Source organism: Streptomyces sp. TRM49041, assembly GCF_008271805.1.
GTDB lineage: Bacteria > Actinomycetota > Actinomycetes > Streptomycetales > Streptomycetaceae > Streptomyces.
Map to the genome: position 1 here is coordinate 1 of NZ_VSRY01000063.1, position 23,903 is coordinate 23,903.

At 72.0% G+C, this 23,903-nt stretch carries 25 protein-coding genes; 11 read left to right on the forward strand and 14 right to left on the reverse strand.

Annotation, left to right across the window (positions count from 1 at the left end; all coding sequences use genetic code 11):
• Nucleotides 1-31 precede the first annotated feature (31 nt).
• A complete protein-coding gene (locus FVS66_RS03795) occupies nucleotides 32-1,561 on the reverse strand; it encodes an aldehyde dehydrogenase (NADP(+)) (RefSeq protein ID WP_149179538.1) in 1,530 nt (509 codons plus the stop codon).
• Nucleotides 1,562-1,675: 114 nt separating this feature from the next.
• On the opposite strand from FVS66_RS03795, the gene FVS66_RS03800 reads away from it, so the two are divergent.
• The 7 genes from FVS66_RS03800 (at nucleotide 1,676) to FVS66_RS03830 (ending at nucleotide 8,153) form a co-directional block, all read left to right on the forward strand.
• Nucleotides 1,676-2,446: an IclR family transcriptional regulator gene (locus FVS66_RS03800; protein ID WP_149179539.1), complete on the forward strand. Its 771-nt coding sequence runs from the start codon at nucleotides 1,676-1,678 to the stop codon at nucleotides 2,444-2,446.
• Nucleotides 2,446-2,928 carry a GNAT family N-acetyltransferase gene (locus FVS66_RS03805; RefSeq protein ID WP_149179540.1) on the forward strand — a complete coding sequence of 161 codons (483 nt, stop codon included), beginning with the start codon at nucleotides 2,446-2,448 and terminating at the stop codon, nucleotides 2,926-2,928. The genes FVS66_RS03800 and FVS66_RS03805 overlap by 1 nt, the downstream gene beginning before the upstream one ends.
• Before the next feature lie 104 nt (nucleotides 2,929-3,032).
• The gene (locus FVS66_RS03810; RefSeq protein ID WP_187645370.1) at nucleotides 3,033-4,055 is read left to right on the forward strand and encodes a hypothetical protein; all 1,023 of its coding nucleotides are present in this window, start codon (nucleotides 3,033-3,035) and stop codon (nucleotides 4,053-4,055) included.
• A gap of 44 nt (nucleotides 4,056-4,099) precedes the next feature.
• Nucleotides 4,100-5,374, forward strand: coding sequence for a histidine kinase (locus FVS66_RS03815; protein WP_262386795.1), 1,275 nt, complete (start codon nucleotides 4,100-4,102; stop codon nucleotides 5,372-5,374).
• A gap of 29 nt (nucleotides 5,375-5,403) precedes the next feature.
• Nucleotides 5,404-6,024: a response regulator gene (locus tag FVS66_RS03820; protein ID WP_399224836.1), complete on the forward strand. Its 621-nt coding sequence runs from the start codon at nucleotides 5,404-5,406 to the stop codon at nucleotides 6,022-6,024.
• Between the two features lie 135 nt (nucleotides 6,025-6,159).
• The gene (locus FVS66_RS03825; RefSeq protein WP_149179541.1) at nucleotides 6,160-7,626 is read left to right on the forward strand and encodes a penicillin-binding protein 2; all 1,467 of its coding nucleotides are present in this window, start codon (nucleotides 6,160-6,162) and stop codon (nucleotides 7,624-7,626) included.
• A 95-nt stretch (nucleotides 7,627-7,721) separates the two neighbouring features.
• The gene (locus FVS66_RS03830; RefSeq protein ID WP_149179616.1) at nucleotides 7,722-8,153 is read left to right on the forward strand and encodes a hypothetical protein; all 432 of its coding nucleotides are present in this window, start codon (nucleotides 7,722-7,724) and stop codon (nucleotides 8,151-8,153) included.
• A gap of 299 nt (nucleotides 8,154-8,452) precedes the next feature.
• On the opposite strand, the gene FVS66_RS03835 is transcribed toward FVS66_RS03830, so the two are convergent.
• Nucleotides 8,453-9,439, reverse strand: coding sequence for an AraC family transcriptional regulator (locus FVS66_RS03835; RefSeq protein ID WP_262386796.1), 987 nt, complete (start codon nucleotides 9,437-9,439; stop codon nucleotides 8,453-8,455).
• Between the two features lie 103 nt (nucleotides 9,440-9,542).
• On the opposite strand from FVS66_RS03835, the gene FVS66_RS03840 reads away from it, so the two are divergent.
• Nucleotides 9,543-10,742, forward strand: coding sequence for a TerD family protein (locus tag FVS66_RS03840; protein ID WP_149179617.1), 1,200 nt, complete (start codon nucleotides 9,543-9,545; stop codon nucleotides 10,740-10,742).
• Nucleotides 10,743-11,075: 333 nt separating this feature from the next.
• Here FVS66_RS03840 and FVS66_RS03845 read toward each other — a convergent pair whose 3' ends face one another.
• The gene (locus tag FVS66_RS03845) at nucleotides 11,076-12,575 is read right to left on the reverse strand and encodes a hypothetical protein (RefSeq protein WP_149179543.1); all 1,500 of its coding nucleotides are present in this window, start codon (nucleotides 12,573-12,575) and stop codon (nucleotides 11,076-11,078) included.
• Between the two features lie 231 nt (nucleotides 12,576-12,806).
• Between FVS66_RS03845 and FVS66_RS03850 the strand changes: the two genes are divergently transcribed.
• Complete coding sequence (locus FVS66_RS03850; protein WP_149179544.1) at nucleotides 12,807-14,642, forward strand: endonuclease/exonuclease/phosphatase family protein; 1,836 nt, start codon at nucleotides 12,807-12,809, stop codon at nucleotides 14,640-14,642.
• A gap of 70 nt (nucleotides 14,643-14,712) precedes the next feature.
• On the opposite strand, the gene FVS66_RS03855 is transcribed toward FVS66_RS03850, so the two are convergent.
• The 3 genes from FVS66_RS03855 to FVS66_RS03865 are packed head-to-tail and all read right to left on the reverse strand — an operon-like array spanning nucleotide 14,713 to nucleotide 15,655.
• Nucleotides 14,713-15,027 carry a DUF4235 domain-containing protein gene (locus FVS66_RS03855; protein WP_262386797.1) on the reverse strand — a complete coding sequence of 105 codons (315 nt, stop codon included), beginning with the start codon at nucleotides 15,025-15,027 and terminating at the stop codon, nucleotides 14,713-14,715.
• Complete coding sequence (locus FVS66_RS03860) at nucleotides 15,024-15,239, reverse strand: DUF3618 domain-containing protein (protein WP_149179545.1); 216 nt, start codon at nucleotides 15,237-15,239, stop codon at nucleotides 15,024-15,026. Before FVS66_RS03860 ends, FVS66_RS03855 begins: the two co-directional genes overlap by 4 nt.
• The gene (locus FVS66_RS03865; RefSeq protein ID WP_149179546.1) at nucleotides 15,236-15,655 is read right to left on the reverse strand and encodes a phage holin family protein; all 420 of its coding nucleotides are present in this window, start codon (nucleotides 15,653-15,655) and stop codon (nucleotides 15,236-15,238) included. Before FVS66_RS03865 ends, FVS66_RS03860 begins: the two co-directional genes overlap by 4 nt.
• Before the next feature lie 129 nt (nucleotides 15,656-15,784).
• Here FVS66_RS03865 and dapA point away from each other — a divergent pair, with 129 nt between their 5' ends.
• A complete protein-coding gene (gene dapA, locus FVS66_RS03870; protein ID WP_149179547.1) occupies nucleotides 15,785-16,672 on the forward strand; it encodes a 4-hydroxy-tetrahydrodipicolinate synthase in 888 nt (295 codons plus the stop codon).
• Here dapA and FVS66_RS03875 read toward each other — a convergent pair.
• On the reverse strand, nucleotides 16,662-16,871 hold the full coding sequence (locus tag FVS66_RS03875; protein ID WP_149179548.1) for a hypothetical protein: 210 nt from the start codon (nucleotides 16,869-16,871) through the stop codon (nucleotides 16,662-16,664). The genes dapA and FVS66_RS03875 overlap by 11 nt on opposite strands.
• Before the next feature lie 124 nt (nucleotides 16,872-16,995).
• Complete coding sequence (gene dapD, locus FVS66_RS03880; protein WP_149179549.1) at nucleotides 16,996-17,979, reverse strand: 2,3,4,5-tetrahydropyridine-2,6-dicarboxylate N-succinyltransferase; 984 nt, start codon at nucleotides 17,977-17,979, stop codon at nucleotides 16,996-16,998.
• A 143-nt stretch (nucleotides 17,980-18,122) separates the two neighbouring features.
• Between dapD and FVS66_RS03885 the strand changes: the two genes are divergently transcribed.
• Nucleotides 18,123-19,319, forward strand: a complete 1,197-nt coding sequence (locus tag FVS66_RS03885; RefSeq protein ID WP_149179550.1) for a hypothetical protein — start codon at nucleotides 18,123-18,125, stop codon at nucleotides 19,317-19,319.
• 72 nt (nucleotides 19,320-19,391) lie between these two features.
• On the opposite strand, the gene FVS66_RS03890 is transcribed toward FVS66_RS03885, so the two are convergent.
• The 6 genes from FVS66_RS03890 to sufD form a co-directional block, all read right to left on the reverse strand.
• Nucleotides 19,392-19,730 (reverse strand): metal-sulfur cluster assembly factor, encoded by a 339-nt coding sequence (locus FVS66_RS03890; RefSeq protein ID WP_149179551.1) that lies wholly within the window; start codon nucleotides 19,728-19,730, stop codon nucleotides 19,392-19,394.
• Nucleotides 19,727-20,200: a Fe-S cluster assembly sulfur transfer protein SufU gene (gene sufU, locus FVS66_RS03895; protein WP_149179552.1), complete on the reverse strand. Its 474-nt coding sequence runs from the start codon at nucleotides 20,198-20,200 to the stop codon at nucleotides 19,727-19,729. The genes FVS66_RS03890 and sufU overlap by 4 nt, the downstream gene beginning before the upstream one ends.
• Nucleotides 20,201-20,297: 97 nt before the next feature.
• Nucleotides 20,298-21,554: a cysteine desulfurase gene (locus FVS66_RS03900; protein WP_149179553.1), complete on the reverse strand. Its 1,257-nt coding sequence runs from the start codon at nucleotides 21,552-21,554 to the stop codon at nucleotides 20,298-20,300.
• Nucleotides 21,551-22,336 (reverse strand): Fe-S cluster assembly ATPase SufC, encoded by a 786-nt coding sequence (sufC, locus tag FVS66_RS03905; protein ID WP_149179554.1) that lies wholly within the window; start codon nucleotides 22,334-22,336, stop codon nucleotides 21,551-21,553. The genes FVS66_RS03900 and sufC overlap by 4 nt, the downstream gene beginning before the upstream one ends.
• 7 nt (nucleotides 22,337-22,343) lie before the next feature.
• Complete coding sequence (locus FVS66_RS03910) at nucleotides 22,344-22,661, reverse strand: non-heme iron oxygenase ferredoxin subunit (RefSeq protein WP_149179555.1); 318 nt, start codon at nucleotides 22,659-22,661, stop codon at nucleotides 22,344-22,346.
• Nucleotides 22,661-23,881, reverse strand: coding sequence for a Fe-S cluster assembly protein SufD (gene sufD / locus FVS66_RS03915; protein WP_187645371.1), 1,221 nt, complete (start codon nucleotides 23,879-23,881; stop codon nucleotides 22,661-22,663). Before sufD ends, FVS66_RS03910 begins: the two co-directional genes overlap by 1 nt.
• Between the last annotated feature and the right edge of the window lie 22 nt (nucleotides 23,882-23,903).

A 23,903-nucleotide genomic window follows, 5' to 3' on the forward strand; every position in this document is an offset into this window, starting at 1 on the left:
CCGCCGCCCCGGCCGCACCGCCCCGCGGCCGTCAGCCCTCGCGGCGGCCGTCGACGCGGCGCGGCAGCCCCAGCGGGTTGCCGTCGCGGAGCTCCGGCGGCAGCAGGGCCTGCGGGGTGGACTGGTACGCGACCGGGCGCATCCAGCGCTCGACGGCGGTGCCGCCCACGGAGGTGGACGTGGAGGTGGTGGCCGGGTAGGGGCCGCCGTGCTGCTGGGCGTGCGCGACGGCGACGCCGGTGGGCCAGGCGTTGACCAGGACGCGGCCCGCGAGCGGGGTCAGTTGGGCCAGGAGCGCCGCGGCGTCCCCCTGGCCCTCGGCCTCCGACGACGACAGGTGGACGGTCGCCGTGAGGTTGCCCGGGAGGCGGGACAGGACCGCGGTGACATCGGCCTCCGTCTCGTACCGCGCCACCACCGTGACCGGGCCGAAGCACTCCTCCAGGAGCAGGTCGTGCGGCCCCTCGGCGGCCAGGCGGGCGGCCGGTACGGTCAGGAAGCCGGCGCTCACCGTGCGGTCGCCGCCCGCGCCGGGCGTGACCGGCGCATCGACGTCCGCCAGCGCGGCCCGCTCGGCGACGCCCGCGACGAAGTTGTCGCGCATGCGCTGGTCGAGGAGCACCCCTTCCGGCACCTGGCCGACCGTGTCCGCCAGGGACTTGACCAGCCGGTCACCCGGCGCGCCCGCCGGCGCGAGCACCAGGCCCGGCTTCACGCAGAACTGGCCCACTCCCAGCGTCATGGAGCCCGCGAGGCCCGTGCCGATCTCCTCCGCGCGCTCGGCCGCGGCTCCCTCGGTGACCACGACCGGGTTCAGGGAGCCCAGCTCACCGTGGAAGGGAATGGGCACCGGACGCGCGGCCGCCGCGTCGAACAGCGCCCGCCCGCCGCGTACCGAACCGGTGAACCCGGCGGCGGCGACCAGTGGATGCCGGACCAGCTCGACGCCCGCGTCGAAGCCGTGCACCAGCCCGACGACCGCCTCCGGGACGCCGTGCTCGGCCGCGGCCTCACGGAGCGCGGCCGCGGCGAGCTCGGAGGTGGCCGGATGGTCGGGGTGGGCCTTCACGACGACGGGGCAGCCCGCCGCCAGGGCGCTTGCCGTGTCCCCGCCGGGCACCGAGAAGGCGAACGGGAAGTTGGACGCCGAGTAGACCGCGACGACGCCCAGCGGCACCTTGTAGCGGCGCAGGTCAGGGATCGGCGGCGTCGCCGTGGCGTCCGAGTGGTTGATGATCACGTCGAGGAAGGCACCCTCGTCCACGATGTCCGCGAAGGCCCTCAACTGGTAGCAGGTTCGGGCGAGTTCACCGGGCAGGCGGGGCGTCCCCAGTGCGGTCTCCGCGTCGGCCACCTCGACCAGGCGGTCCTTCGCCGCCTCCAGCCGGTCCGCGGCGGTCCGCAGGAACGCGGCGCGTACGGCCAGGTCGGCCAGGGCGGCCCGGGCGTCGTGCGCGGCCCGTACGGCGCGGTCTACGTCGGCCGCCGTGGCCTCCGACGCCACCTGTTCCCGCCGCTTCCCGGTTCGGGGGTCGACACTCCAGACTTGCGCTGCTGACACCGCGGACGTCCTCTCCGACTGTGTGCTTCTCGTTTGTTCGGTATTCTGAACGATGTTCCTGATGATGAATATGCTGGGGACTCTATTAACGGGTGTCTGAAGGGGTCAAGAGCGATGTCTGCTACGGAAACCGGCGGAGCGCAGGTCAAGTCCGCAGTACGGACGGTGGAGTTGCTCGAGCATTTCGCCGGGAGCCCCGGCATGCACTCGCTGGCCGCCGTCCAGGAGGCCCTCGGCTACCCGAAGTCCAGCCTGTACATGCTGCTCCGCACCCTCGTCGAACTCGGCTGGGTGGAGACCGACGCGACGGGCACCCGGTACGGCATCGGGGTGCGCGCCCTGCTCGTCGGCACGTCGTACATCGACGGCGACGAGGTCGTCGCGGCCGCCGGCCCCACCCTCGACCGGCTCTCCGACGACACCACCGAGACCATCCACCTGGCCCGGCTGGACGACACGAACGTCGTCTACCTCGCCACCCGCCAGTCCCAGCACCACCTCCGCCCCTTCACCCGGGTCGGCCGCCGGCTGCCCGCCCACTCCACCTCGCTCGGCAAGGCGCTGCTCGCCACCTACTCCGACGAGCAGGTCCGCAAGCTGCTCCCGGAGACCCTGCCGGCCCTGACCGAGCACACGATCACCGACCGCGAGAAGCTCATCGAGGAGCTGCGCGCCGTCCGCGAACAGGGGTACGCCGTCGACCGCGAGGAGAACACGCTCGGCCTGCGCTGCTTCGGCGTCGCCATCCCGTACCGCACCCCCGCGCGCGACGCGATCAGCTGCTCGGTGCCGGTGGCCCGGCTCACGCCCGCGCACGAGCAGACGATCAAGGACGCGCTGTCCGACGCCCGCGACCGGCTCACGCTCGCCACCCGGAGGCTCTGATGACGGCCCCGGTCACGGTGACGCTGCGCCCGGTGCGGGATACGGACCTCGACCGCTTCTTCACGCTCATGAGGGACCCGGAAGCGGCGCGGATGGCCGCGTTCACACCCGAGGACCCGGCCGACCGAGCCCGGTTCGACGCCCACTGGTCGCGCGTCCTCGCCTCGGGCGACGTGAACCGTACGGTCCTCGTGGACGGCGCCGTGGCCGGTCACACGGCCGTGTACGGACCGCAGGGCGAGCGGGAGGTCACATACTGGATCGACCGCGCGCTCTGGGGGCGGGGTGTGGCGACCGCCGCCCTGCGGGCGCTGCTGGAGCTGGTGCCCGAGCGCCCGCTCCATGCGCGCGCGGCGGCCGACAACGCGGGCTCGATCCGCGTCCTGGAGAAGTGCGGGTTCACCGTCACCGGGCACGACAGCGGCTGGGCGCACGGGCGCGGCGCGGAGACGGCCGAGGTGGTGCTGACCTTGCACTGGTGAGCTGCGGCTTCCTCCTGCGGGCCACCGCGTCTCCGCCGTGCGGCGGAGGCGGATCGTCGGCTCGCAGGAGGCGCCGGCGGCGGCCTGGGCGGGATCGTGGAGGCATGACACCGAGCCCAAACGCCCCAAGCCCCCTGGCCCGGGCCCCGCTTGCCCCGGCCGCGGCCCCGAGCACCGTCCACCGCGCGCTGCGCGCCGTCGCCATCGCCGCCTGCCTTCCCTACCTCGCCCTCAAGGTCGCCTGGGTGGCCGGGAGCAGGATCGGTATCCCCGAGGGCAGTGTGCTGCTGGAGCGGCCCGGGCTGATGGCGGTCGCCAACTCCGTGACGATCCTCATGGACGCCGCCGTGGTCGTGCTGGCGCTGCTGCTCACCCAGCGGTGGGGGCTGCGCGTACGGGCCTGGCTGCTGGCGTTCCCCATGTGGGTCGCGACCGGGCTGCTCACCCCCATCATGATCGGGTTCCCGGTGGACCTCCTGGTCCGGCTGGTGGCGGGCGGGGAGTCGGGGGTGGCCGACGCGTCGGAGCCGTTCCTCGACGAGTGGGTCTTCCCCGTCGTCTACGGCGGGTTCATCGTGCAGGGCCTCGCGCTGGGCGCGCTGTTCGTGCGGTACGCGTGGGGCCGCTGGGGACATGTGTGGAGGGGCACGGTGTGGGACCTCTCCCCCTCCATGTCCGGGCCGTCGCTGCGGGCCGCCGCCGCCGTCGCGTCACTCGCCCTGCTGCCGCTCGCCGCGCTGCACCTGAGCTGGGCGCTGGGCGCGACCGGTGGGCTGACCCCGGCGCAGATCGCCGGGCGCACCGCCGGGTTCCACGCCCTGGAGGCGCTCCGGGCGCTGTACGCGGCGGCCGCGGTGACCGGCGTCCTGCTGCTGGCGTTCCGGCGCGGCCGTTCCCTCCCGGTGGGGCTGCCGCTCGCCCTCGGCTGGGCCGGTTCGGGCGCCGTGGGCTGCTGGGGCGGCTGGAGGCTGCTGGCCTCCCTCAGTCCGGCGAGCGATCCGGCGAAGGAGCCCACCGCGCTGCTGACCCTCGTCTACGCTGGCGAGATGATCGTGGGGACGGCGCTGGCCGGTTGTGTGGCGGTGTTCCTGCTGAGGCGACACGCCGCCGGCTGGGCAGCCCGGTGACGAGCGGACCGGGGGGCCGGGTGACCAGCGGACCGAGGAGCCGGGTGAGGAGCGGGCCGAGCCGGGTCGGCGCGGCGCTGCTCGGGCGCCGCGCGGGGCTCCGCTGGGTGCACCTCGTCCTGGGCGGCGCGCTGCTGATGCCGTACTGGCTGCTGTGCAGCGTGTTCCTCACCCTGGTCACGGACACGCGGGGCGCGTTCGGCGGCTCCCTCGCGGTGCAGTTCGGGTCGTACGCGATGGCCCTGCCCCTGGCCGCCGCGACGGCCTTCTTCCCGCTGACCCGGCCGATCTCGGTGGCGGTGGCGCGGGCCCTGTGCGGGGTTCCGGCGGAGCGGTTCGCTGACGGCCCCGCCCGGTCGTGCGCGGCGAAGGCGGGCACGGCGGGCTGGTTCACGCTGCATGTCGGGCTCGGCGGGCTGGTCGCCGGGGCGTCGCTGGCGCTGCCGCCGTTCGCGGTGGCGACGATGCTGCTGCCGTTCTCGCAGGACCTGAGAACGTCGGCGGCGAGCCTGGCCTACGGGCTGGACCACCCCTGGTGGTCGGCTCTCGGTATCCCGGCGGGGCTGCTGATGCTGCTGGCCCTCGCCGCGGCCTCCGCCGGGGCCGGGGCGCTGCTGGCCCGGCAGGCGCCGGTGCTGCTCGGACCGACGCCCGCCGACCGGCTCGCGGCGGCGGAGCGGCACGCCGCCGAACTGGCCGTACGGAACAGGCTGGCGCGGGAGCTGCACGACTCGGTGGGCCATGCGCTGAGCGCCGTCACCCTCCAGGCGGGCGCGGCCCGGCGGGTGCTCGGCGCGGCGGACCCCGATCTCACCTTCGTACGGGAGGCGCTGACCGCCATCGAGGAGACGACGCGGCGCACCGTCGGCGAACTCGACTCCGTACTGGGCCTGCTGCGGCAGGGCGAGGACGACGCGGAGCTGCCGGGCCCGGGGCTGGAGGCACTGGACACGCTGCTCGCGCACAGTGGCCTGAAGGTGACGTGCGAGCTGGAGGGCGACCGGGCTGCCACGGTGCCGCGGCCGGTCTCGCAGGAGGTGTACCGGATCGTGCAGGAGGGGCTCAGCAACGCGCTGCGCCACGGAGAGGCCGCGCCGGTGTCGCTGCGCCTGCGCGCGGCGGACGACCAACTGGAGGTCACGATGGAGAATCCGCTGCCAGGCCGCGCGCCGGTGGTACGGCCGGGCGGCGGCCGCGGCCTGCGCGGGGTCGCCGAGCGGGCGGCCCTGCTCGGCGGGCGGGCGCTCTGCGGGCCGACGGCCGGCGGGACGGCCTGGCGGCTGAGCGTGCTCCTGCCCCTGGGCGGAGGCGGCCGGTGATCCGCGTCGTGCTCGCCGACGACGAGCGGATGGTCCGTACCGCGCTGCGCGTCATCCTGGCCGCCGAACCGGACCTGGAGGTCGTCGGGGAGGCGGCGACCGGGGCGGAGGCGGTGTCCGTGGTGCGGGAGGCTCGGCCGGACGTCGTCCTCATGGACGTCCGTATGCCGGAGATCGACGGGATACGCGCCACCGAGCAGCTGGTCTCGTCCATGCCTGAGCCGCCGCGGATCGTGGTCGTGACGACCTTCGAGAACGACCAGTACGTGTACGACGCGCTGCGCGTCGGCGCGGCCGGGTTCCTCCTGAAACGTGCTGCGGCCGAGGATCTGGTCGCGGCGGTGCGGCTGGTCGCGCGGAGCGACTCGCTGCTGTACCCGGCGGCGCTGCGCGGGCTCGCCGCGGAGCACGGGACCCGCGGGCAGGCCGACCAGGCGGCCCCGTGGGTGACGCGGCTGACCGAGCGGGAGGCCGACGTACTGCGGCTGATGGCCACGGGCCTGACGAACGCGGAGATCGCCAGGCGGCTGGAGGTCGGGGCGGCGACGGTGAAGACCCATGTGGCGTCGGTGCTGGCGACGACGGGCGCGCGGGACCGGACGCAGGCGGTGATCGCGGCGTACGAGTCGGGCTTCATCACGCCGGGGTGAGGCGCCGGCCACCGGGACGGGACGGGGACGGGTGCAGGACCGGGGGCCGGGACGGGCGCGCCCGCAGATGAGGATTCCCTGAGAAACGGGACGGAACGGAACGTACCCACCGCACCGCTCGTCACTCCGTACGGGATGAACAAGACGATCAGAAGAGCGGCCGTCTTCTCCCTGCTGCTGGTGTTCGCCCTGCTGCTGCGGGCGACCTGGGTGCAGGCGTACGAAGCGAAGGCCCTGGCGGACAACAAGAAGAACCGGCGGAACATCATCGCGCAGTACGAGCGGCCGCTCGGCGACATCGTCGTGGGCGGCTCGCCGGTCACGGGCTCGGTCCGCACGCGGAGCGGCGACCTGTCGTACAAGCGGACGTACACGGACGGCGAGCTGTACGCGGCGGTCACCGGGTTCAGCTCGCAGGTGTACGGGGCGAACCAGCTGGAGGGCATCTACTCCAAGGTCCTCGACGGCTCCGACACCCGGCTGAAGAACCCGCTCGACGCGCTGACCGGCAAGCAGACCGAGCCGGGTGACGTGCTGACGACGATCGACCCCGCGGTGCAGAAGGCCGGCTTCGAGGCGCTGGGCGGCAAGAAGGGCGCCGCCGTGGCGATCGACCCGAAGACGGGCCGCGTCCTCGGCATGGTCAGCACCCCGTCGTACGACCCGTCGGCCATCGCCGGTTCGAACGACGGCGCCACCTGGAAGAAGCTGACGGACGACGAGGACAAGCCGCTGGTGAACCGGGCGATCCGGCAGCCGGTGGCGCCCGGCTCGACATTCAAGCTGGTGGTCGCGGCGGCGGCGCTGGAGGACGGGCTCTACGGCTCGGTCGACGAGCCCACGGACAGCCCCGACCCGTTCAAGCTGCCGCTGTCCACGCGCGTCCTGGAGAACGAGAACCCGTCGGCGCCCTGCGCGAACGCGTCGATCCGCACCGCGCTGCGCCACTCCTGCAACAACGTCTTCGGGAAGATGGCCGTCGACCTGGGCCAGGACAAGGTCAGGGCGATGGCGGAGAAGTTCGGCTTCAACGACCAGAAGCAGGACGTGCCGGTGCGGGCGTACACCAGCGTGTACCCGGCGGACATGGACAAGGCGGAGACGGCGCTGTCCGGCATCGGACAGTTCGATGTGACCGCGACACCTCTGCAGATCGCCATGGTGTCGGCGGCCATAGCCAATGACGGAGTCCTGGCGGCGCCGCATATGGTGTCCAAGGTCGTAGACGCGGACGGCGACACCCTCCAGTCGTACGAAGACCGGGGCGGGGACGGGGACGGGGACGGGCGGCGGATCGTGTCGTCGTCCACCGCCGAGCAGCTGCGGTCCGCGATGGTCACGGTCGTCGAGCAGGGCACCGGCGGCAACGCGCGCGTCGACGGCGCCGAGGTCGGCGGCAAGACCGGCACGGCGCAGCGCGGCGTGAACAACAGCGAGAAGCCGTATGCCTGGTTCACCTCGTACGCGAAGGACCCGGCGAGCGGCAAGGAGGTGGCCGTCGCGGTGTTCGTGGAGGACTCGGACGCGGCGCGCGCCGAGGTGAGCGGCAACGGGCTGGCCGCGCCGGTGGCGAAGAGGATGATGGAGGCGGCGCTGAAGTGACGCCCGGCGGCGGGTGGTAAGCAGGGTGCTGTTCGCTGTTCAGGCGACAACACCCCTGCCCACCCCGCCACTTGGAGATTCACGTGCGCCTACGTATGTCGTCCCGCCCCCGTTCCCTGTCCGGCTGGACCATGGCGGTCTTCGGGCTGCTCGCGACGGTGCTCGGCGCGGTGGGGCTGGTCGCACCGGACCTACTGCTGGTCGCCATGGGGTTCGCACCCATACCGGACGGGGCGCGGGCGGAGGGTGACCACACGCTCGTGTTCCTGACAGCCTCGTCGATGGCGGCGGTGAACATGGGCGCGTACTACATGCTGGCGGCGCTGGCCGACTGGCGGGCGTTCTTCCGCTGGACGGTTCCTTTCCGGCTGCTGACGTGCACGGTGTTCACGGCCGCCGTCGCCGCCGGCCGAGCCCCGGCCGGGTTCCTCGGCGTGGGCCTGTGGGAAGGCGTGGGCGCGGCGGCGACCTGGGCGGCGCTGCGCTACGAGCGCCGGGGAGCGGCCGAGGACCGGGCAGCGGACTGAGCAGGGGTCTGGACAGGGGTCCGGCTACTTGACTGCGAACAGTCCGTCGATGTCTCTGGCGCCGACCGTGGCGAGCCCGGCGCCGCTGCGGCCGACCGGGCGACACTGTGGTCCGGCCGGGTCTCACGGGGGGTGAATCCGGCCGGACCTGTGTCGCGGACGCGGCGCGCCCACGGGGGACAGACGCGTCCGCGTCCGCGTCCCGGATGACACTAGAGGCCCCTGAAACGATCAATGATCCGCGATGCGCGGGCCCCTGTCCGTAGAACGCGGCGCACCGCAGCACGCGGAAGCACAGATCACGGCCGGCCGGACGGCGGGGCGTGCAGCGTCTGCGAGGGCGTCTCGCCGAACCGCTCCCGGTACCGCGCGGCGAACCGCCCCAGGTGGGTGAAGCCCCAGCGCCAGGCCACCTCGCTCACCGTCAGCCCGCCGCCCGACTCGGCCGCCCGCAGCTCGTCGCGGACCCGCGCCAGCCGAACGTCCCGTACGTACCCCATCGGCGTCGTCCCGACATGGGCGCGGAACGACTCCTGCAGCCGCCGTACGCTCACCCGGGCGAGCTCGGCCAGCTCCGTGGTGGTGAACGGGTGCTCCGGACGCTCCCGTACGGCGTCCATGACTCGCTTGACGGGTGCGGGGCGCAGGGTACGGACCGGCTCGGCGAGCTCGTCGCGGTGTGGGTGTCCCGTGGCCAGCAGCAACCCGGTGAGCAGCGCGTCCTGTACGGGCCTCGCGACCAGCGGATGCTGGGCCAGCCCGGCCGGGTCGGCGGCCTCGTGGGCCATCCGCCGCACCAGCGCAGCCCAGTCGCGTCCCGCCCCGCGCGCGAGGTCCAGCGTGGGCGCGAGAACGAGCCGGCGGCGCGGGGCCCGGCCCAGCAGTTCCTCGAGCCTGCGCCGCAGCGCGGCCGTCTCCACCTTGACGGCGACCACCCGGCAGTCCCCCGTCCACCGTTCCACGACGACCTTCCCGGCCGGGTCGAGCACGGTGCCGCGCTCCGGCGTCGCGGTGGCCCCGCGCCCGCTCCCCTGCCGCAGTTCGAGCCGCCCGCTCAGCGGCACGTTCACGTGGTACGCGCCCAGTTCCCCGAAGCGCATCCGCACATCGGCGCCGCACTGGAGGTCGCCGACGACCAGCGGCCCGAGGACGACCGTCTCGAAGCGCGCCGCGAACGGCCGCTCCTGCCCCTCGATGACGTCCATGGAGTTGGCGTAGAAGCGCGCACCGATCTCCCGGCGCGCCTCGTCCACGTCCCCCGTACGAAAAATAGTGCCTGCAGTCACGGACCGGAAGGATAAACGGAAGGACCAGTGGCCCGACCGGGCGAGGGTGTCCGGGTAAGGGAACGGCAAAGCGGACTCGATCGTTACGCCAGGCATGACAGCTATGACCCCCGGCTCGAACATCCCCCTGTCCGCCGCGCGCGTGGCGGTGGACGTCGCCGCACCGGTGCGGCTCGACGTATCGGGCCTGCTGCTCACCACGAGCGGCAAGGTGCGCTCCGACGGCGACTTCATCTTCTACAACCAGCCGTCGGGCCCCGGCGTCACCTACCGGTCCGGCGGCGGCGCCGCGCCCGACGCGATCACCGTCGACACGGGCTCGGTGCCCGCGGACATCGAGAAGATCGTCGTCACGGCGAGCCCCGACGCGGCCGGCCAGACGTTCCAGGGCGTCGAGCCGACCGCGACCGTACGGGACGCGGACACCGGCGCGGTCCTGGCGACCTTCACACCACCGCAGCTCGGCTCCGAGACGGCGCTGGTCATGGTCGAGGTGTACCGGCGCAACGGCGCGTGGAAGGCACGCGCGGTGGGCCAGGGGTACGCGAACGGGCTGGCGGGGATCGCGACGGACTTCGGCGTGTCGGTGGACGAGGAGCCCGCGGCCGCCGCTCCGGCACCGGCCGCCGCTCCGGTGGCCGCCGCTCCGGCACCGGCCGCCGCTCCGGTGGCCGCCGCTCCGGCACCGGCCGCCGCTCCGGTGGCCGCCGCTCCCCCCGCCACCGGCAAGATCAACCTGGACAAGGGCCGGGTGAGCCTCCAGAAGAACCAGACGGTCTCCCTGGTCAAGGGCGGCCGTCCGCTGCTGTCGAAGGTGAAGATGGGCCTCGGCTGGGAGCCCGCGTACCGCGGCAAGGACATCGACCTGGACGCGTCCGTCATCGCGTACGGCCCCCAGCGCAACCACCTGGACAGCTGCTACTTCGGCAAGCTCACCGTCCTGAGCGGCGCGATCCAGCACTCCGGCGACAACCTGACCGGCGAGGGCGCGGGCGACGACGAGGTCATCACGGTCGACCTCGGCCGCCTGCCCGCCGACGCGACGGGGCTGGTCTTCACGGTGAACTCCTTCTCGGGCCAGAAGTTCACGGAGGTCGCCAAGGCATACTGCCGCCTGCTCGACGCGGCGTCCGGCGAGGAGCTGGTCCGCTTCGACCTGACGAACGCGGAGCCGCAGACGGGCGTCATGATGTGCAAGCTGATCCGGCAGTTCTCCGGCGAGTGGGAGATGACGGCGATGGGCGACTTCGTGAAGTCGCGCACGGTACGTGGCATGGTGAAGCCGGCGGCGGCAGCGCTGTAAGCACGAGCTTCCGCCCACGCGGCAGGCCGGCCGCTGTCGGCGGGGGCCGTGCGGGACGGCACTGCCCGTCGGCCCCGAGGAGGTGAGCCCGGAGGGGCCCCGACCCACCCACCGCCCTCGTGCGTGGCCCCCGGGGCAGGGCGGCGTCCCGTTGTGCCCCCTGCCCGAGTTCTCGACTCCACTCAGGCAGGGGGACCCCAGAGCGGGGTCCCCCATCGCCCCAGCGGAGCTGCCCACAACGGAAAGGGATGGGACCCGCCCCGGCGGAGGCGCCGCCTCAACAGGTTGTGGCGCCCCCGCCCTACGGGCGCTGCGTTCGGGCCGGGAGCCCGCTCAGCTGCTCGAGCGGGAGCGGGACTTGAAGGCGGCCTTTCGGGCCTCCTTCGCCAGCTGCTTGTCGCTGTGGAGGCGGCCCATCGCCTCCAGCACCTCGGCCGTCGCCGGGTGCGCGACGCGCCACGCCTGGTCGAAGAAGCCGCTGTGGCGCCCCGTCAGGCCCTCTACGAGGTCGCGGAGTTCGGCGAGGTCGCCGTTGGCGTCGAGCTGGGCGGCGATCGTGTCGATGGCCAGCCAGAAGATCATGGACTCGGGCGGCGCCGGCACATCCGCGGCGCCCCGCTCGGCGAGCCACACCCGGGCCAGCCCGCCCAGCTCGGGGTCGTCGAGGACCTCGCGCACGGCCGGCTCCGCCTGGGCGCCGACCAGAGCGAGGGCCTGCTGGCAGTGGAGCCGCCGCAGGGGCGAGCCCGCGTCGGTGCCCTTCGCGGCGGCGAGCAGCTCCCGCGCCGCGGCCACGGGCTCACGCCGGGCCACCCACAGCTCCGTCTCCGCGCGCGCGGCGTCCTGCGGGAAGCCCCCCACCGCACCCAGCAGCGCGTCCGCGCCCCGCTCCGCGAGGTCGCCCACCGCGGGGGCGGCCACACCCGCCTCCAGCAGGCGGTTGCGGACGCCGTACAGGCCGAGGGGCGTCAGCCGCACCATGCCGTACCGCGACACGTCCTCCTCGTCGACGTCGGCGGACGGCGGCCCCTCGGGCTCCTCGGGCTCCTCGGGCTCCTCGGTCATCAGCGCCTCGTCGACGGGCAGGTACTCGACCAGCCCCATGGGCTCCAGCACCCGGAACTGGTCGTCGAGCCGCATCATCGCCTGCGACACCTGCTCCAGGACGTCGTCGGTCGGCTCGCCCATGTCCTCGGGCACGATCACCGACGCGGCGAGGGCCGGCAGCGGCACCGGCCCGTCGCCGGACCCGCCCTCGGCGACGGTGAGGAGGTAGAGGTTGGCCAGGACCCGGTCCAGGAACTCCGCCTCCGCCTCGGGGTCCCAGTCCAGCGCCTCGAAGTCGATGGCCCCGTCCTCGCCGACGAGGGCGTCGATGTCGTCCAGGACGGGCGCGGCGGCGTCGGCGAACACGGTCTCCAGGCCGTCCAGCCAGAGGCCGAGCACGTCCTGTGGCGTGCCACCGGTCACCAGCGGGAGGACCTCTCCCGCCGTGACGGTGCCCAGCTCGCCGTCCTCACCGCCCTCACCGCCCTCTCCGGACGCGCCCTCCTTCGGGTCGTCGACCTCCACGAGCCCCGTGTCCACCGCGACTCGCCACGCCTCGCTCGCGTACGCCTCCCCGTCCTCGTCCGGGGCCAGCCCCAACACCTCGGCGGCGGCCGCCAGTTGTGCGTCGACGAGTTCACCGCCCGCCCCGACCCGGGTCTCCGGACCGGCCCAGCGGGCGAGCCGGACGGCGCGCGCCAACAGGGGCGCGGCCAGGGCCTCGCGCGCCAGTTCGGCGTCCGGGCGCAGCCGCACCGGCGGCAGGGTCGGTCGGTCTCCGGGCATCAGTGACTTCTCCTCGGGACGTGCGGCGGCGGTCAAGCTCTCCAAGCCGCCCCCAGCGTAGACGCATTCGCGGGCAACTCAGGCGTTCATGCACCTGTCAGGCGACGTACACCGGGAACCTCTTGACAAGTACCCCGCCCACAAAAGAGATTGACGCGCGTAGAGCGGCCGCCCCTCCTTTTCAGCCACTCGCCGACACCCTCACCTCCCACAACCTCTTGGAGCTCATCAATGGCTTCCTCCCTGCCGAGAACCGCAGCCGTCTCGGCCGTCGTCGCCACCGCCCTGGCCGCCGGACTGCTCACCGGGGCTTCCTCCTCGGCGGCGGACACGACCTACGCGGTCCGCGTTCACGACATTCAGGGCTCCACCCGGATATCCCCGCTCGTCGGCAAGCCCGTCACCGATGTGCCGGGCATCGTCACCGGCGTGCGCACATACGGCTCGAAGGGCTTCTGGTTCCAGGACCCGGAAGGGGACGACGACGCGGCGACCAGCGAGGGGATCTTCGTCTACACCGGCTCGCGGCCGACCGTCGCCGTCGGCGACGCCGTCAAGGTGTCGGGCACGGTCACCGAGTACGTCCCCGGCGGCCTGAACTCCGGCAACCAGTCGCTCACGCAGATCTCGAGGCCGGCCGTCACCGTCGTCTCCTCCGGCAACCCGCTGCCCGCGCCGGTGACCGTCACCGCCGCGTCCGTGCCGGCGGCGTACACGCCCGACGGCGACCCGGCGAACGGCGGCTCCGTCAACGGTCTGACGCTCAAGCCCGCCGAATACGCCCTGGACTACTACGAGTCGCTCGAGGGAACCAACATCCGCATCGGCTCGTCACGGGTCGTCGGCGCCAGCAACGCGCACGCCGAGCTGTGGGTGACCGTCAAGCCGGGCGAGAACGCCAACCGGCGCGGCGGTACGGTCTACGGCTCGTACGACTCCCAGAACACCGGGCGCCTCAAGGTCCAGTCACTGACCCCGCTCGCCGAGCAGCCCTTCCCGGCCGCGAACGTCGGCGACATGCTCAACGGCGAGACCGAGGGCCCGCTCGACTTCAACCGGTACGGCGGCTACACGCTCACCGCGCGCACCCTCGGCACCGTCGAGGACCGCGGCCTGGAGCCCGAGAAGACCCGCCCGCAGCGCCGTGGCGAACTCGCCGTCGCCACGTACAACGTGGAGAACCTCGACGCCGCCGACCCGCAGGAGAAGTTCGACGCGCTCGCGAAGGCGGTCGTCGAGAACCTCGCCTCGCCCGACATCCTCGCCCTGGAGGAGATCCAGGACGACAACGGGCCCAAGAACGACGGTACGGTCGCCGCCGACGAGACGCTGAAGAAGTTCACGGACGCGATCGTCGCGGCCGGCGGTCCGGCGTACGAGTGGCGCGGCATCGACCCGGAGAACAACAAGGACGGCGGCCAGCCCGGCGGCAATATCCGCCAGGTCTTCCTCTTCAACCCGGGGCGGGTCTCGTTCACGGACCGCGCGGGCGGCGACGCCACCACGGCGACCGGTGTGGTCAGGGAGCGCGGGAGGGCCGCCCTCACTCTCTCCCCCGGCCGGATCGACCCGGCGAACAGCGCCTGGCAGAACAGCCGCAAGCCGCTCGCGGGCGAGTTCGTCTTCCGCGGCCGGAAGGTCATCGTCGTCGCCAACCACTTCGGTTCGAAGGGCGGCGACCAGTCGATCGTCTCGCACCAGCAGCCGCCGAACCGTCCTTCCGAGGTGGACCGTCACCAGCAGGCGAAGGTCGTGAACGCCTTCGTCAAGGACGTCCTCGCGGTCCAGCGGAACGCCAGGGTCGTGGTCCTCGGCGACATCAACGACTTCGAGTTCTCGCAGACGACCAAGCTCCTCACCGACGGCGGCGCCCTCCGCGCGGCCATCACATGCCTGCCGCGCAGCGAGCGCTACTCGTACGTCTACCAGGGCAACAGCCAGGTCCTCGACCAGATCCTGACCAGCCCGTCGATCCGCCGCTTCGAGTACGACAGCGTGCACATCAACGCCGAGTTCGCGGAGCAGAACAGCGACCACGACCCGCAGGTGCTGCGCTTCCGCCCGTAGCCGGCCGCTACGCGCCGCCGGCCGCTACGCGCCCGCGCTCAGACCGAGCGCGGGCGCGTACCGCCGTACGTCAAGACTCGGCGGGCCAGCTTCCGGTGAGCCGTCGCACACCGGCCGCGCCGCCCCGGTTCACGGCTGCCCGCACCACCGCGAAGATCGCACCCTGGATGGCCGCGGCGAGCAGGATCTCCCGCCAGGAGCGGTCCTCGTCCAGTGCGTCGGGCGCGTCGCTGCCGCGCCCGACGGCCTTCCACACACGGGTGAAGAGCGCGGTCGCGAGGGCGCCGCTCGCCATGCCGAGGAGCAGGCCGACGGGCCGGTAGAGCGCCTTCTGCTTCCGCTTCCTCTTCCGCTGTTTCTGCTCGGGGGGCTTCGCCTCCGTCACCGCCGGCCTCCCCCGTGCCTCGTCCGGCTCAGCAGCACCCCGGCCACCAGAGCCGCGGCCGCCATGGCGGCCGCGACCAGAAGCACCGGCCGGTAGTCCACCTGAGCGGCACGCGCCCGCAGATCCGTCTTGGCCATGAGCTGGTCGAGCGTCTCCGCCAGCTCCTGGCGCTTCCGCTCCGCCTCGAGTCGCAGTTCGTCCGGCCGTGTCATCGGTGCACCCTCTCCCTGAGCTCGTCGAAGTCGGAGCGCATGGCGCCGATGGCCCGTTCGGGCATCGGTGGCACCGCGCGCCGAATCTGGGCGCGACCCAGTAGACCCAGTACGCCGGCGATGACGAAGAGCACACCGGTCACGATCAGGGCCGCGGCCCAGACCTCCAGGACCAGGGCGAGCAGCGCCACGCCGGACCCGGCCAGCGCCATGAGCCCGATGTAGGCGACGGCGGTGGCGCCTCCGAGCAGTCCGCCGCCGACTCCGGCGCGCCTGCCCTTCGTGGTGAGTTCAGCCTGGGCCGTGCGGAGCTCTGCCCTGACCAGATCGGAGAACTGCTCCGACGCCCGCTTGACCAGCGCTCCGACCGACGGTTCTGCGGCCACGGCGGATCGCCTCCTTTCCTCACCGTCCATATGTATACGTATAAGGGCATCCCGAGTACCCGGCCATCCGGCCACCATGCAACGCTTAAGAATCACTTCATCACGCAGCGAAGCAGAACTAAGTAGACCTACGACATCATGGCGCCGGACACTGCGTGGATGACGTTCAACGGCAGCCCACCTCCCTTCGGCCGCGCCCTGTGCGCGATGGTCACGCCCTTCACCGTCTCCGGCGACGCGCTCGACCTGGACCGGGCCGGGGAGCTCGCGGCCGACCTGGTCGCCGGCGGCTGCGACGGACTCGTGCTGAGCGGTACGACCGGGGAGTCCCCGACCACCTCCGACGCGGAGAAGAGCGCCCTGATCCGGGCGGTCCGGGAGGCGGTCGGCGGCACGGTGCCGCTCGTGGCGGGCATCGGTACGGCGGACACCGCGCACACGGTCGAGCTGGCCCGACTGGCGGAGGAGGCGGGCGCGGACGGCCTCCTGGTGATCCCCCCGTACTACAGCCGGCCGCCGCAGTCCGCCGTCGAGGCCCACTTCCGCCGGGTCGCCGACACCACGGGCCTGCCGCTGGCGCTGTACGACATCCCCGGCCGCACCGGCACCCGCATCGAGCCGGACACGATGCTGCGGCTCGCTGAGCATCCGCGGATCGTGGCCGTGAAGGACTGCGCGTACGACCTCATGGGCTCGACGAAGGTGATCGCGCGCAGCTCGCTGGCCTACTACTCGGGCTGCGAGGAACTGAACCTGCCGCTGTACGCGGTGGGCGGCGCGGGGTTCATCAGCACGGTGGCGAACGTGGCGCCGGGCGCGGTGCGGGCGGTGCTGGACGCGTTCGACGCGGGCGACACGGCGGAGGCGGCCCGGCTGAACCAGCGCCTGCTCCCGCTGGCCGAGCTGATGATGGCGTCGGGCCTGCCCGGTACGGTCACCGTCAAGGCGCTGCTGGCCAGTGGCCCGGTCCGGGAACCGCTGCAGCCCGCCGACCGGGAGACGGCCGACGGGCTGCGCAAGGCGTACGAGGAGCTGCTCAGCGCTTGACGAGGCTCAGCCCGGTGAGGACCGCGGCGTTCTCCAGCACGTCCTCCATCGGGTCGTCGATCTGCCCGGCGTTGATCAGCGCCACGCGGGGCCCGTTGTGCGAGCCCTGGTTCGCCTCGTCCGCGTACGCGACGCCGGACGAGAAGGCGCCCGCCAGAGCGAGCACCCCGGTGAGCACGATCGTCCTGCTGATCTTCATATACGTTCCCCGCCTTGCCGTTCGTGTGACCCTGCGTCGACCTGTTAATCGACCTGTTAATCGGCCTGAAGGCCGGAAGGTCACGCGGGGTCACACGAACGGTGACGGGACACGGCGCGGCGGGTCAGTCGTTGCTGTGCAGGATGTCGTTGAGACCGCCCCAGACGGCGTTGTTCGGGCGCGCCTCGACGGTGCCGGTGACGGAGTTGCGGCGGAAGAGGATGTTGGACGCGCCGGACAGCTCGCGGGCCTTGACGACCTGCCCGTCCGGCATGGTGACGCGCGTACCGGCCGTGATGTACAGACCGGCCTCGACGACGCACTCGTCGCCCAGGGCGATGCCGACGCCCGCCTCGGCGCCGATGAGGCAGCGCTCACCGACGGAGATGACCACGTTGCCGCCGCCGGACAGGGTGCCCATGGTGGAGGCGCCGCCGCCGATGTCCGAGCCGTCGCCGATGACGACACCGGCGGAGATGCGACCTTCGACCATGGAGGTGCCGAGAGTGCCGGCGTTGAAGTTGACGAAGCCCTCGTGCATCACGGTCGTGCCGGACGCGAGGTGGGCGCCGAGCCGGACGCGGTCGGCGTCGGCGATGCGTACACCCTTGGGCGCGACGTAGTCCGTCATGCGCGGGAACTTGTCCACGCTGGTCACCTGGAGGTGCAGGCCGTCGGCGCGGGCGTTGAGGCGGACCTTTTCGAGGTCGTCGACGGCCACGGGGCCGAGGCTGGTCCAGGCGACGTTGGCCAGCAGGCCGAAGATTCCGTCGAGGTTCTGGCCGTGCGGCCCGACCAGGCGGTGGCTGAGCAGGTGCAGGCGCAGGTATGTGTCGTGCGTGTCCAGCGGCTTGTCGTCCAGCGAGGCGATCACGGTGCGGACGGCGACGACCTCGACGCCGCGGCGCGCGTCCACACCGAGGGCCTTCGCGGCGCCGTCACCGAGGAGGTTCACGGCCTGGTCGGGCGTGAGCCGTTCGGTCCCGGCCGGCCCGGGCGCCTCGACGAGCTCGGGGGCGGGGAACCAGGTGTCGAGAACGGTGCCGTCACCGGCGATGGTGGCGAGGCCGGCGGCCACGGCTCCGGTGGTACGAGGTGCAGAAGTCATGACACCGAACCTAACCGCCCGGCCCACCCCCGTGCGAACCGGTCTCAGGTCCCGGTCGCCACCCCACCTGCCATATCCGCGGCCCCGAGGGCTACCGTGTCCCGGTCGTACCGGGGGGAGATCACAATGGCAGGAGCGCACCGATGACGCACGACATGGGGCGGGGAACACCACCGGAGCCCCCGAACAGCCCGAACGGGCCCTACCCGCCCGGCCCAGGGGGCTGGGGCGGCTGGTGGATGCCACCACCGCCGAAGCCCGGGGTCATACCGCTGGGCCCGCTGGGCCTGGGCCAGGTGCTCGGCGGCGCGTTCGCCACGGTGCGCCGCGCGTGGAAGCCGCTGTACGGGCTCGCCTTGATCGTCTTCTGCGTGCCTGCCGTGTTCACCGGCGCCTCGATGTACCAGAGCTACTCCACGACCAAAAAGCACTTCAGGGAGCTCAGTTTCGGCGCTCCGGGCGGGCTGCCCGACCTGGACCTGTTCTCGGCGGCGTCGGCGGCGGCCATACTGCTGTCGCTGGGCGGGCTGCTGGCCATGCTCATCGGCAACGCCGTGCTGCAGACCGCCTCCGTGGCCGCGCTGCGGCACACGGTCGTCGGGCGGGCCGTCACGTTCGGAGCGCTGTGGCGTGAGGTGCGGCCCCGGGTCCGGGCGGTGATCGTCGTCGGCCTGCTCACCGCGCTGATCTTCGTCGTCCCGTACGTGCTGCTCGTACTGGGCATCCAGGCCGCGGTGGCGTCCGCGTGGGACGCGGCCGGCGGCCCCGCACTGATCAACCTGCCGGGCTGGCTCATCCCGGTCGGCCTCCTCGGCGGTCTGTTGACCGGGATCCTGGGCATCTGGCTCTGGGTGCGGTTCACCTTTGCCCCGGCCGCCGTCGTGCTGGAGGGGCTCGGCCCGATAGCGGCCATGCGCCGCTCCGCGCAGCTGGTGAAGGGTGACTCGTGGCGGGTCTTCGGGATCTCGCTGCTCGCCCTCGTGATCGCGGCGGCCGCCGCCTTGGTGATCCAGTTGCCGTTCCAGCTCGTCGGCATGGTCGCGCTCTTCTCGGAGGTGCTGCCGGACGCCGACGAGATTCCCACCGTCGACTCCTTCTTCTCCGCCATGATCATTCCGATGGTCATCGGAATGGTGGGCCAGTTCGTGGGCCAGTGCGTCGCGGCACCGCTGACGCCTCTCGCGAACGGACTGCTGTACGTCGACCGGCGTATCCGCACCGAGAATCTCGCCGTGTCGCTGGCCGAGGCCGCGGGTGTGCGGCTTCCCGCCCAGCCTCAGCCGCCGCAGCCGTACATCCCGCCACAGGCCGGCCCGTACGGACCGCCGCCCGCCGGCTGAGTCGCACACGGGAACGGCCATGCCCGCCGGGATCTCCCCCGGCGGGCATGGCCGTTTCACGTGTCCGGGGCCTCAGACGTTGAAGCCCAGCGCGCGCAGCTGCTCGCGCCCGTCGTCCGTGATCTTGTCCGGGCCCCACGGCGGCATCCAGACCCAGTTGATCTTCAGCTCGTTGACGATGCCGTCCGTCGCCGCCTTCGCCTGGTCCTCGATCACATCGGTCAGCGGGCAGGCCGCCGACGTCAGCGTCATGTCCAGCGTCGCGACGTTGGAGTCGTCGATGTGGATGCCGTAGATGAGGCCGAGGTTGACGACGTCGATGCCCAGCTCGGGGTCGACCACGTCGTACAGCGCCTCACGGACCTCGTCCTCGGACGCCGGCTTCACCGTCGTCGTCTCGTTCTCGCTCATGCCGTCTTCCTATCCGCCTTCGCGGGCTCCTCGCCCAGTGCCTGGGAGGTCGCGTCCTTCCATGCCATCCAGCTGAGCAGCGCGCACTTCACCCGGGCCGGGTACTTGGAGACGCCGGCGAACGCGACCGCGTCCTCCAGCAGCTCCTCCATCGCGTCGTCCGGCTCTATCCTGCCCTTGGACTGCATCAGCTCCAGGAACGTCGCCTGGATCTTCCGCGCCTCCTCCAGCTCCTTGCCGACGAGGAGCTCGTTCAGCACGGAGGCGGAGGCCTGGCTGATGGAGCAGCCCTGCCCCTCGTACGACACGTCCGCGATGCGCGAGCCGTCGTACTTCACGCGGAGCGTGATCTCGTCGCCGCATGTCGGGTTGACGTGGTGCACCTCGGCGTCACCGTCACGCAAGCCCCGCCCGTGCGGGTGCTTGTAGTGGTCCAGGATGACGTCCTGGTACATCGAATCAAGCTTCACAACGATTAACCTCGCGTCCCATCGCCGGCTCCGTCGCGTGTCTGCCGGGGGTCCGGGGGCCGTCCCCGGGAAAACACAGCACGCCTCAGTCAGCCCCTCATCCGAAGAAGTTACGGACGTGCTCCAGGCCGTCCACCAGGGCGTCGACCTCGGCCGGCGTGGAGTACAGATAGAACGACGCTCGCGTGGTCGCAGGAATTCCGTACCGGAGGCAGACGGGCCGAGCACAGTGGTGGCCGACCCGGACCGCGATGCCCTGCTCGTCGAGGACCTGGCCCACATCGTGCGGGTGGATGTCGCCGAGCGTGAAGGAGATCGCGGCGCCCCGGTCCTCGGCCGTGGCGGGGCCGATGATCCGCAGGTCCGGCACGGCCTGGAGGCGCTGGACCGCGTACTCCGTGATCGCGTGCTCATGGGCGGCGATCTTGTCCATGCCGATCGAGGCGAGGTAGTCCACCGCCGCGCCGAGACCGACGGCCTGGGCGATCGGCGGCGTGCCCGCCTCGAACTTGTGCGGCGCCGGCGCGTATGTCGACGAGCTCATCGAGACCGTCTCGATCATCTCGCCGCCGCCCAGGAACGGCGGGAGGTCCTCAAGCAGCTCCTGGCGGCCCCAGAGCACGCCGATGCCGGTCGGGCCGCACATCTTGTGGCCGGTGAAGGCCACGAAGTCGGCCTGGAGGGCCTGGACGTCCAGCACCATGTGCGGGGCGGCCTGAGACGCGTCGACGAGGACGAGCGCGCCCACCTCCTGGGCGCGGCGCACTATGGCCTCGACCGGGTTGAGGGTGCCGAGGATGTTGGAGACCAGGACGAAGGAGACGATCTTCGTCTTCTCGGTGATGACCTCGTCGATGCGGGAGAGGTCGAGCCGGCCGTCGTCCGTCAGCCCGAACCACTTCAGCTTCGCGCCGGTGCGCTGCGACAGCAGCTGCCACGGAACGATGTTGGAGTGGTGCTCCATCTCCGTGATGACGATCTCGGTGTCGGAGTCCACGCGGTAGGGCTCGTCGGCCCAGCCCAGCATGTTCGCGACGAGATTCAGCGACTCCGAGGCGTTCTTGGTGAAGATCACCTCGTCGCGGCTGGGCGCGTTGATGAAGGCCGCGACCTTGTCGCGGGCGCCTTCGTACAGCTCCGTGGCCTCCTCGGCGAGGACGTGCACACCACGGTGGACGTTGGCGTTGTGCTGCTCGTAGTACTCGTTGAGCACGTCGAGCACCTGGCGCGGCGTCTGCGAGGTCGCCGCGTTGTCCAGGTAGACGAGCTTCTTGCCGTCGTGGAGGACGCGGTCCAGGATCGGGAAATCCTTGCGGATCGCCTCGGTGTCGAGGAGGCCCGGGAGCTGTGTCACGCGGATACGCCACCCTTCGTGTCGACTCCGTCGTGCTTCGCGTAGGCCTCGTAGCCCTCGGCCTCCAGCTTGTCGGCCAGCTCGGGGCCGCCCGACTCCACGATGCGGCCGGCGGAGAAGACGTGCACGTGGTCCGGCTTGATGTAGCGAAGGATACGCGTGTAGTGGGTGATCAGCAGGGTGCCGACCTCACCGGTCTCGCGGACCCGGTTGACGCCCTCGGAGACGATGCGCAGCGCGTCGACGTCGAGGCCGGAGTCGGTCTCGTCGAGGACGGCGATCTTCGGCTTGAGCAGCTCCAGCTGGAGGATCTCGTGGCGCTTCTTCTCACCGCCGGAGAAGCCCTCGTTGACGTTGCGCTCGGCGAAGGCGGGGTCCATGTTGAGGCGCTCCATGGCCTCCTTGACCTCCTTGACCCAGGTGCGCAGCTTGGGGGCCTCGCCGCGGATGGCGGTGGCGGAGGTGCGGAGGAAGTTGGAGACCGAGACGCCGGGGACCTCGACCGGGTACTGCATGGCGAGGAAGAGACCGGCGCGGGCACGCTCGTCGACGGACATCTCGAGGACGTCCTCGCCGTCGAGGGTGACGGTGCCGCCGGTGATCGTGTACTTGGGGTGACCGGCGAGGGAGTAGGCGAGGGTCGACTTGCCGGAGCCGTTGGGGCCCATGATGGCGTGTGTCTCGCCCTGCTTCACGGTCAGGTCGACGCCCTTGAGGATCTCCTTCGTGGTGTTGTCGGCCTCGACGGAGACGTGCAGGTCGCGGATTTCAAGCGTTGCCATGGGTGACTCAGGACTCCTGGGTGACGGAGACGAGCACATCGTCCCCTTCGATCTTTACGGGGTATACGGGGACGGGGCGCGTCGCGGGCAGGCCGGACGGCTTACCGGTACGGAGGTCGAAGCTGGAGCCGTGCAGCCAGCACTCGATGGCGCAGTCCTCGACCTCGCCCTCGGAGAGGGAGACGTTCGCGTGCGAGCAGATGTCGTTGATCGCGAACACCTCGCCCTCGGTGAGGACGACGGACACCGGCGTGCCGTCGAGTTCCACCCGCTTCGGGGTGTCCTCCTCCAGCTCGCTCATGCCACAGACGCGGACGAAGGCCATCAGACGGACGCCTCCAGTTCGGCCTCGATCTTCTCGATGAGCCGCGCCTCGACGTCGGCGAGGCCGATCTGCTGGACCAGCTCGGCGAAGAAGCCGCGGACGACGAGGCGGCGGGCCTCGGTCTCCGGGATACCACGCGCCATCAGGTAGAAGAGCTGCTCGTCGTCGAAGCGGCCGGTCGCCGAGGCGTGGCCGGCGCCGGCGATCTCGCCGGTCTCGATCTCCAGGTTCGGCACCGAGTCGACCCGGGCACCGTCGGTGAGGACGAGGTTCCGGTTGAGCTCGTAGGTGTCGGTGCCCTCGGCGGCGGCCTGGATGAGGACGTCGCCGATCCACACGGCGTGCGCGCCTTCGCCCTGGAGGGCTCCCTTGTAGGCGACGTTCGACTTGCAGTGCGGTGCGTTGTGGGTGACGAGGAGGCGGTGCTCCTGGTGCTGGCCGGCGTCGGTGAAGTACAGGCCGAGCAGCTCGGCCTCGCCGCCGGTCCCGGCGTACTCGACGCGCGGGTGGATGCGGACGACGTCGCCGCCGAAGGTGACCACGACGGACTTGAAGGAGGCGTCGCGGCCGACCAGCGCGTTGTACTGGGCGACATGGACGGCCTCGGCGTCCCAGTCCTGGACGGAGACGACGGTCAGCTTGGCGCCGTCGCCCAGGATGTAGTCGACGTTGGCGGCGAGGACGGCGTCACCGGTGTGGTCGATGACCACGACGGCCTCGGCGAAGGCGCCGAGCTCGACGACCAGGTGGCCGTACGAGGTGCCGCCCTGGCCGTGCACGGCGATACGGACGGGCTCGGCGAGCACGGCCTCCTTGGGTACGGAGACGACCGTGGCCTTCTCGAAGGAGGAGTACGCCTGGGCCGCGACCCGGTCCACGGGCATGCCGGCCTTGCCCAGCCGGGCGTCGTCGCGGCCGACGGTCTCGACGGTGACGGCGCCGGGCGCGGTGACGTCTACGCGCACCCCCTCGCCGGTGGCGGTGGCGGTGCCGTCGTGCAGGCCGCGCAGCCGCTCCAGCGGGGTGAACCGCCACTCCTCCTCACGGCCGTGCGGGACGGGGAAGTCCGCGACGTCGAAGGACGGGGGGGCGCTCATACGCGTGGCGACGGTCGACTCGGCGGCCACCGCGATGGAGCCGGCGGTGGTGGACCCCACCGGCGGGGGTCCCCCCTGTCCGAGCGGAGTCGAGGGCTCGGGGGAATTCTGGGCCTCAGCCATGGCTGTCTGGGTTTCTCTTCCT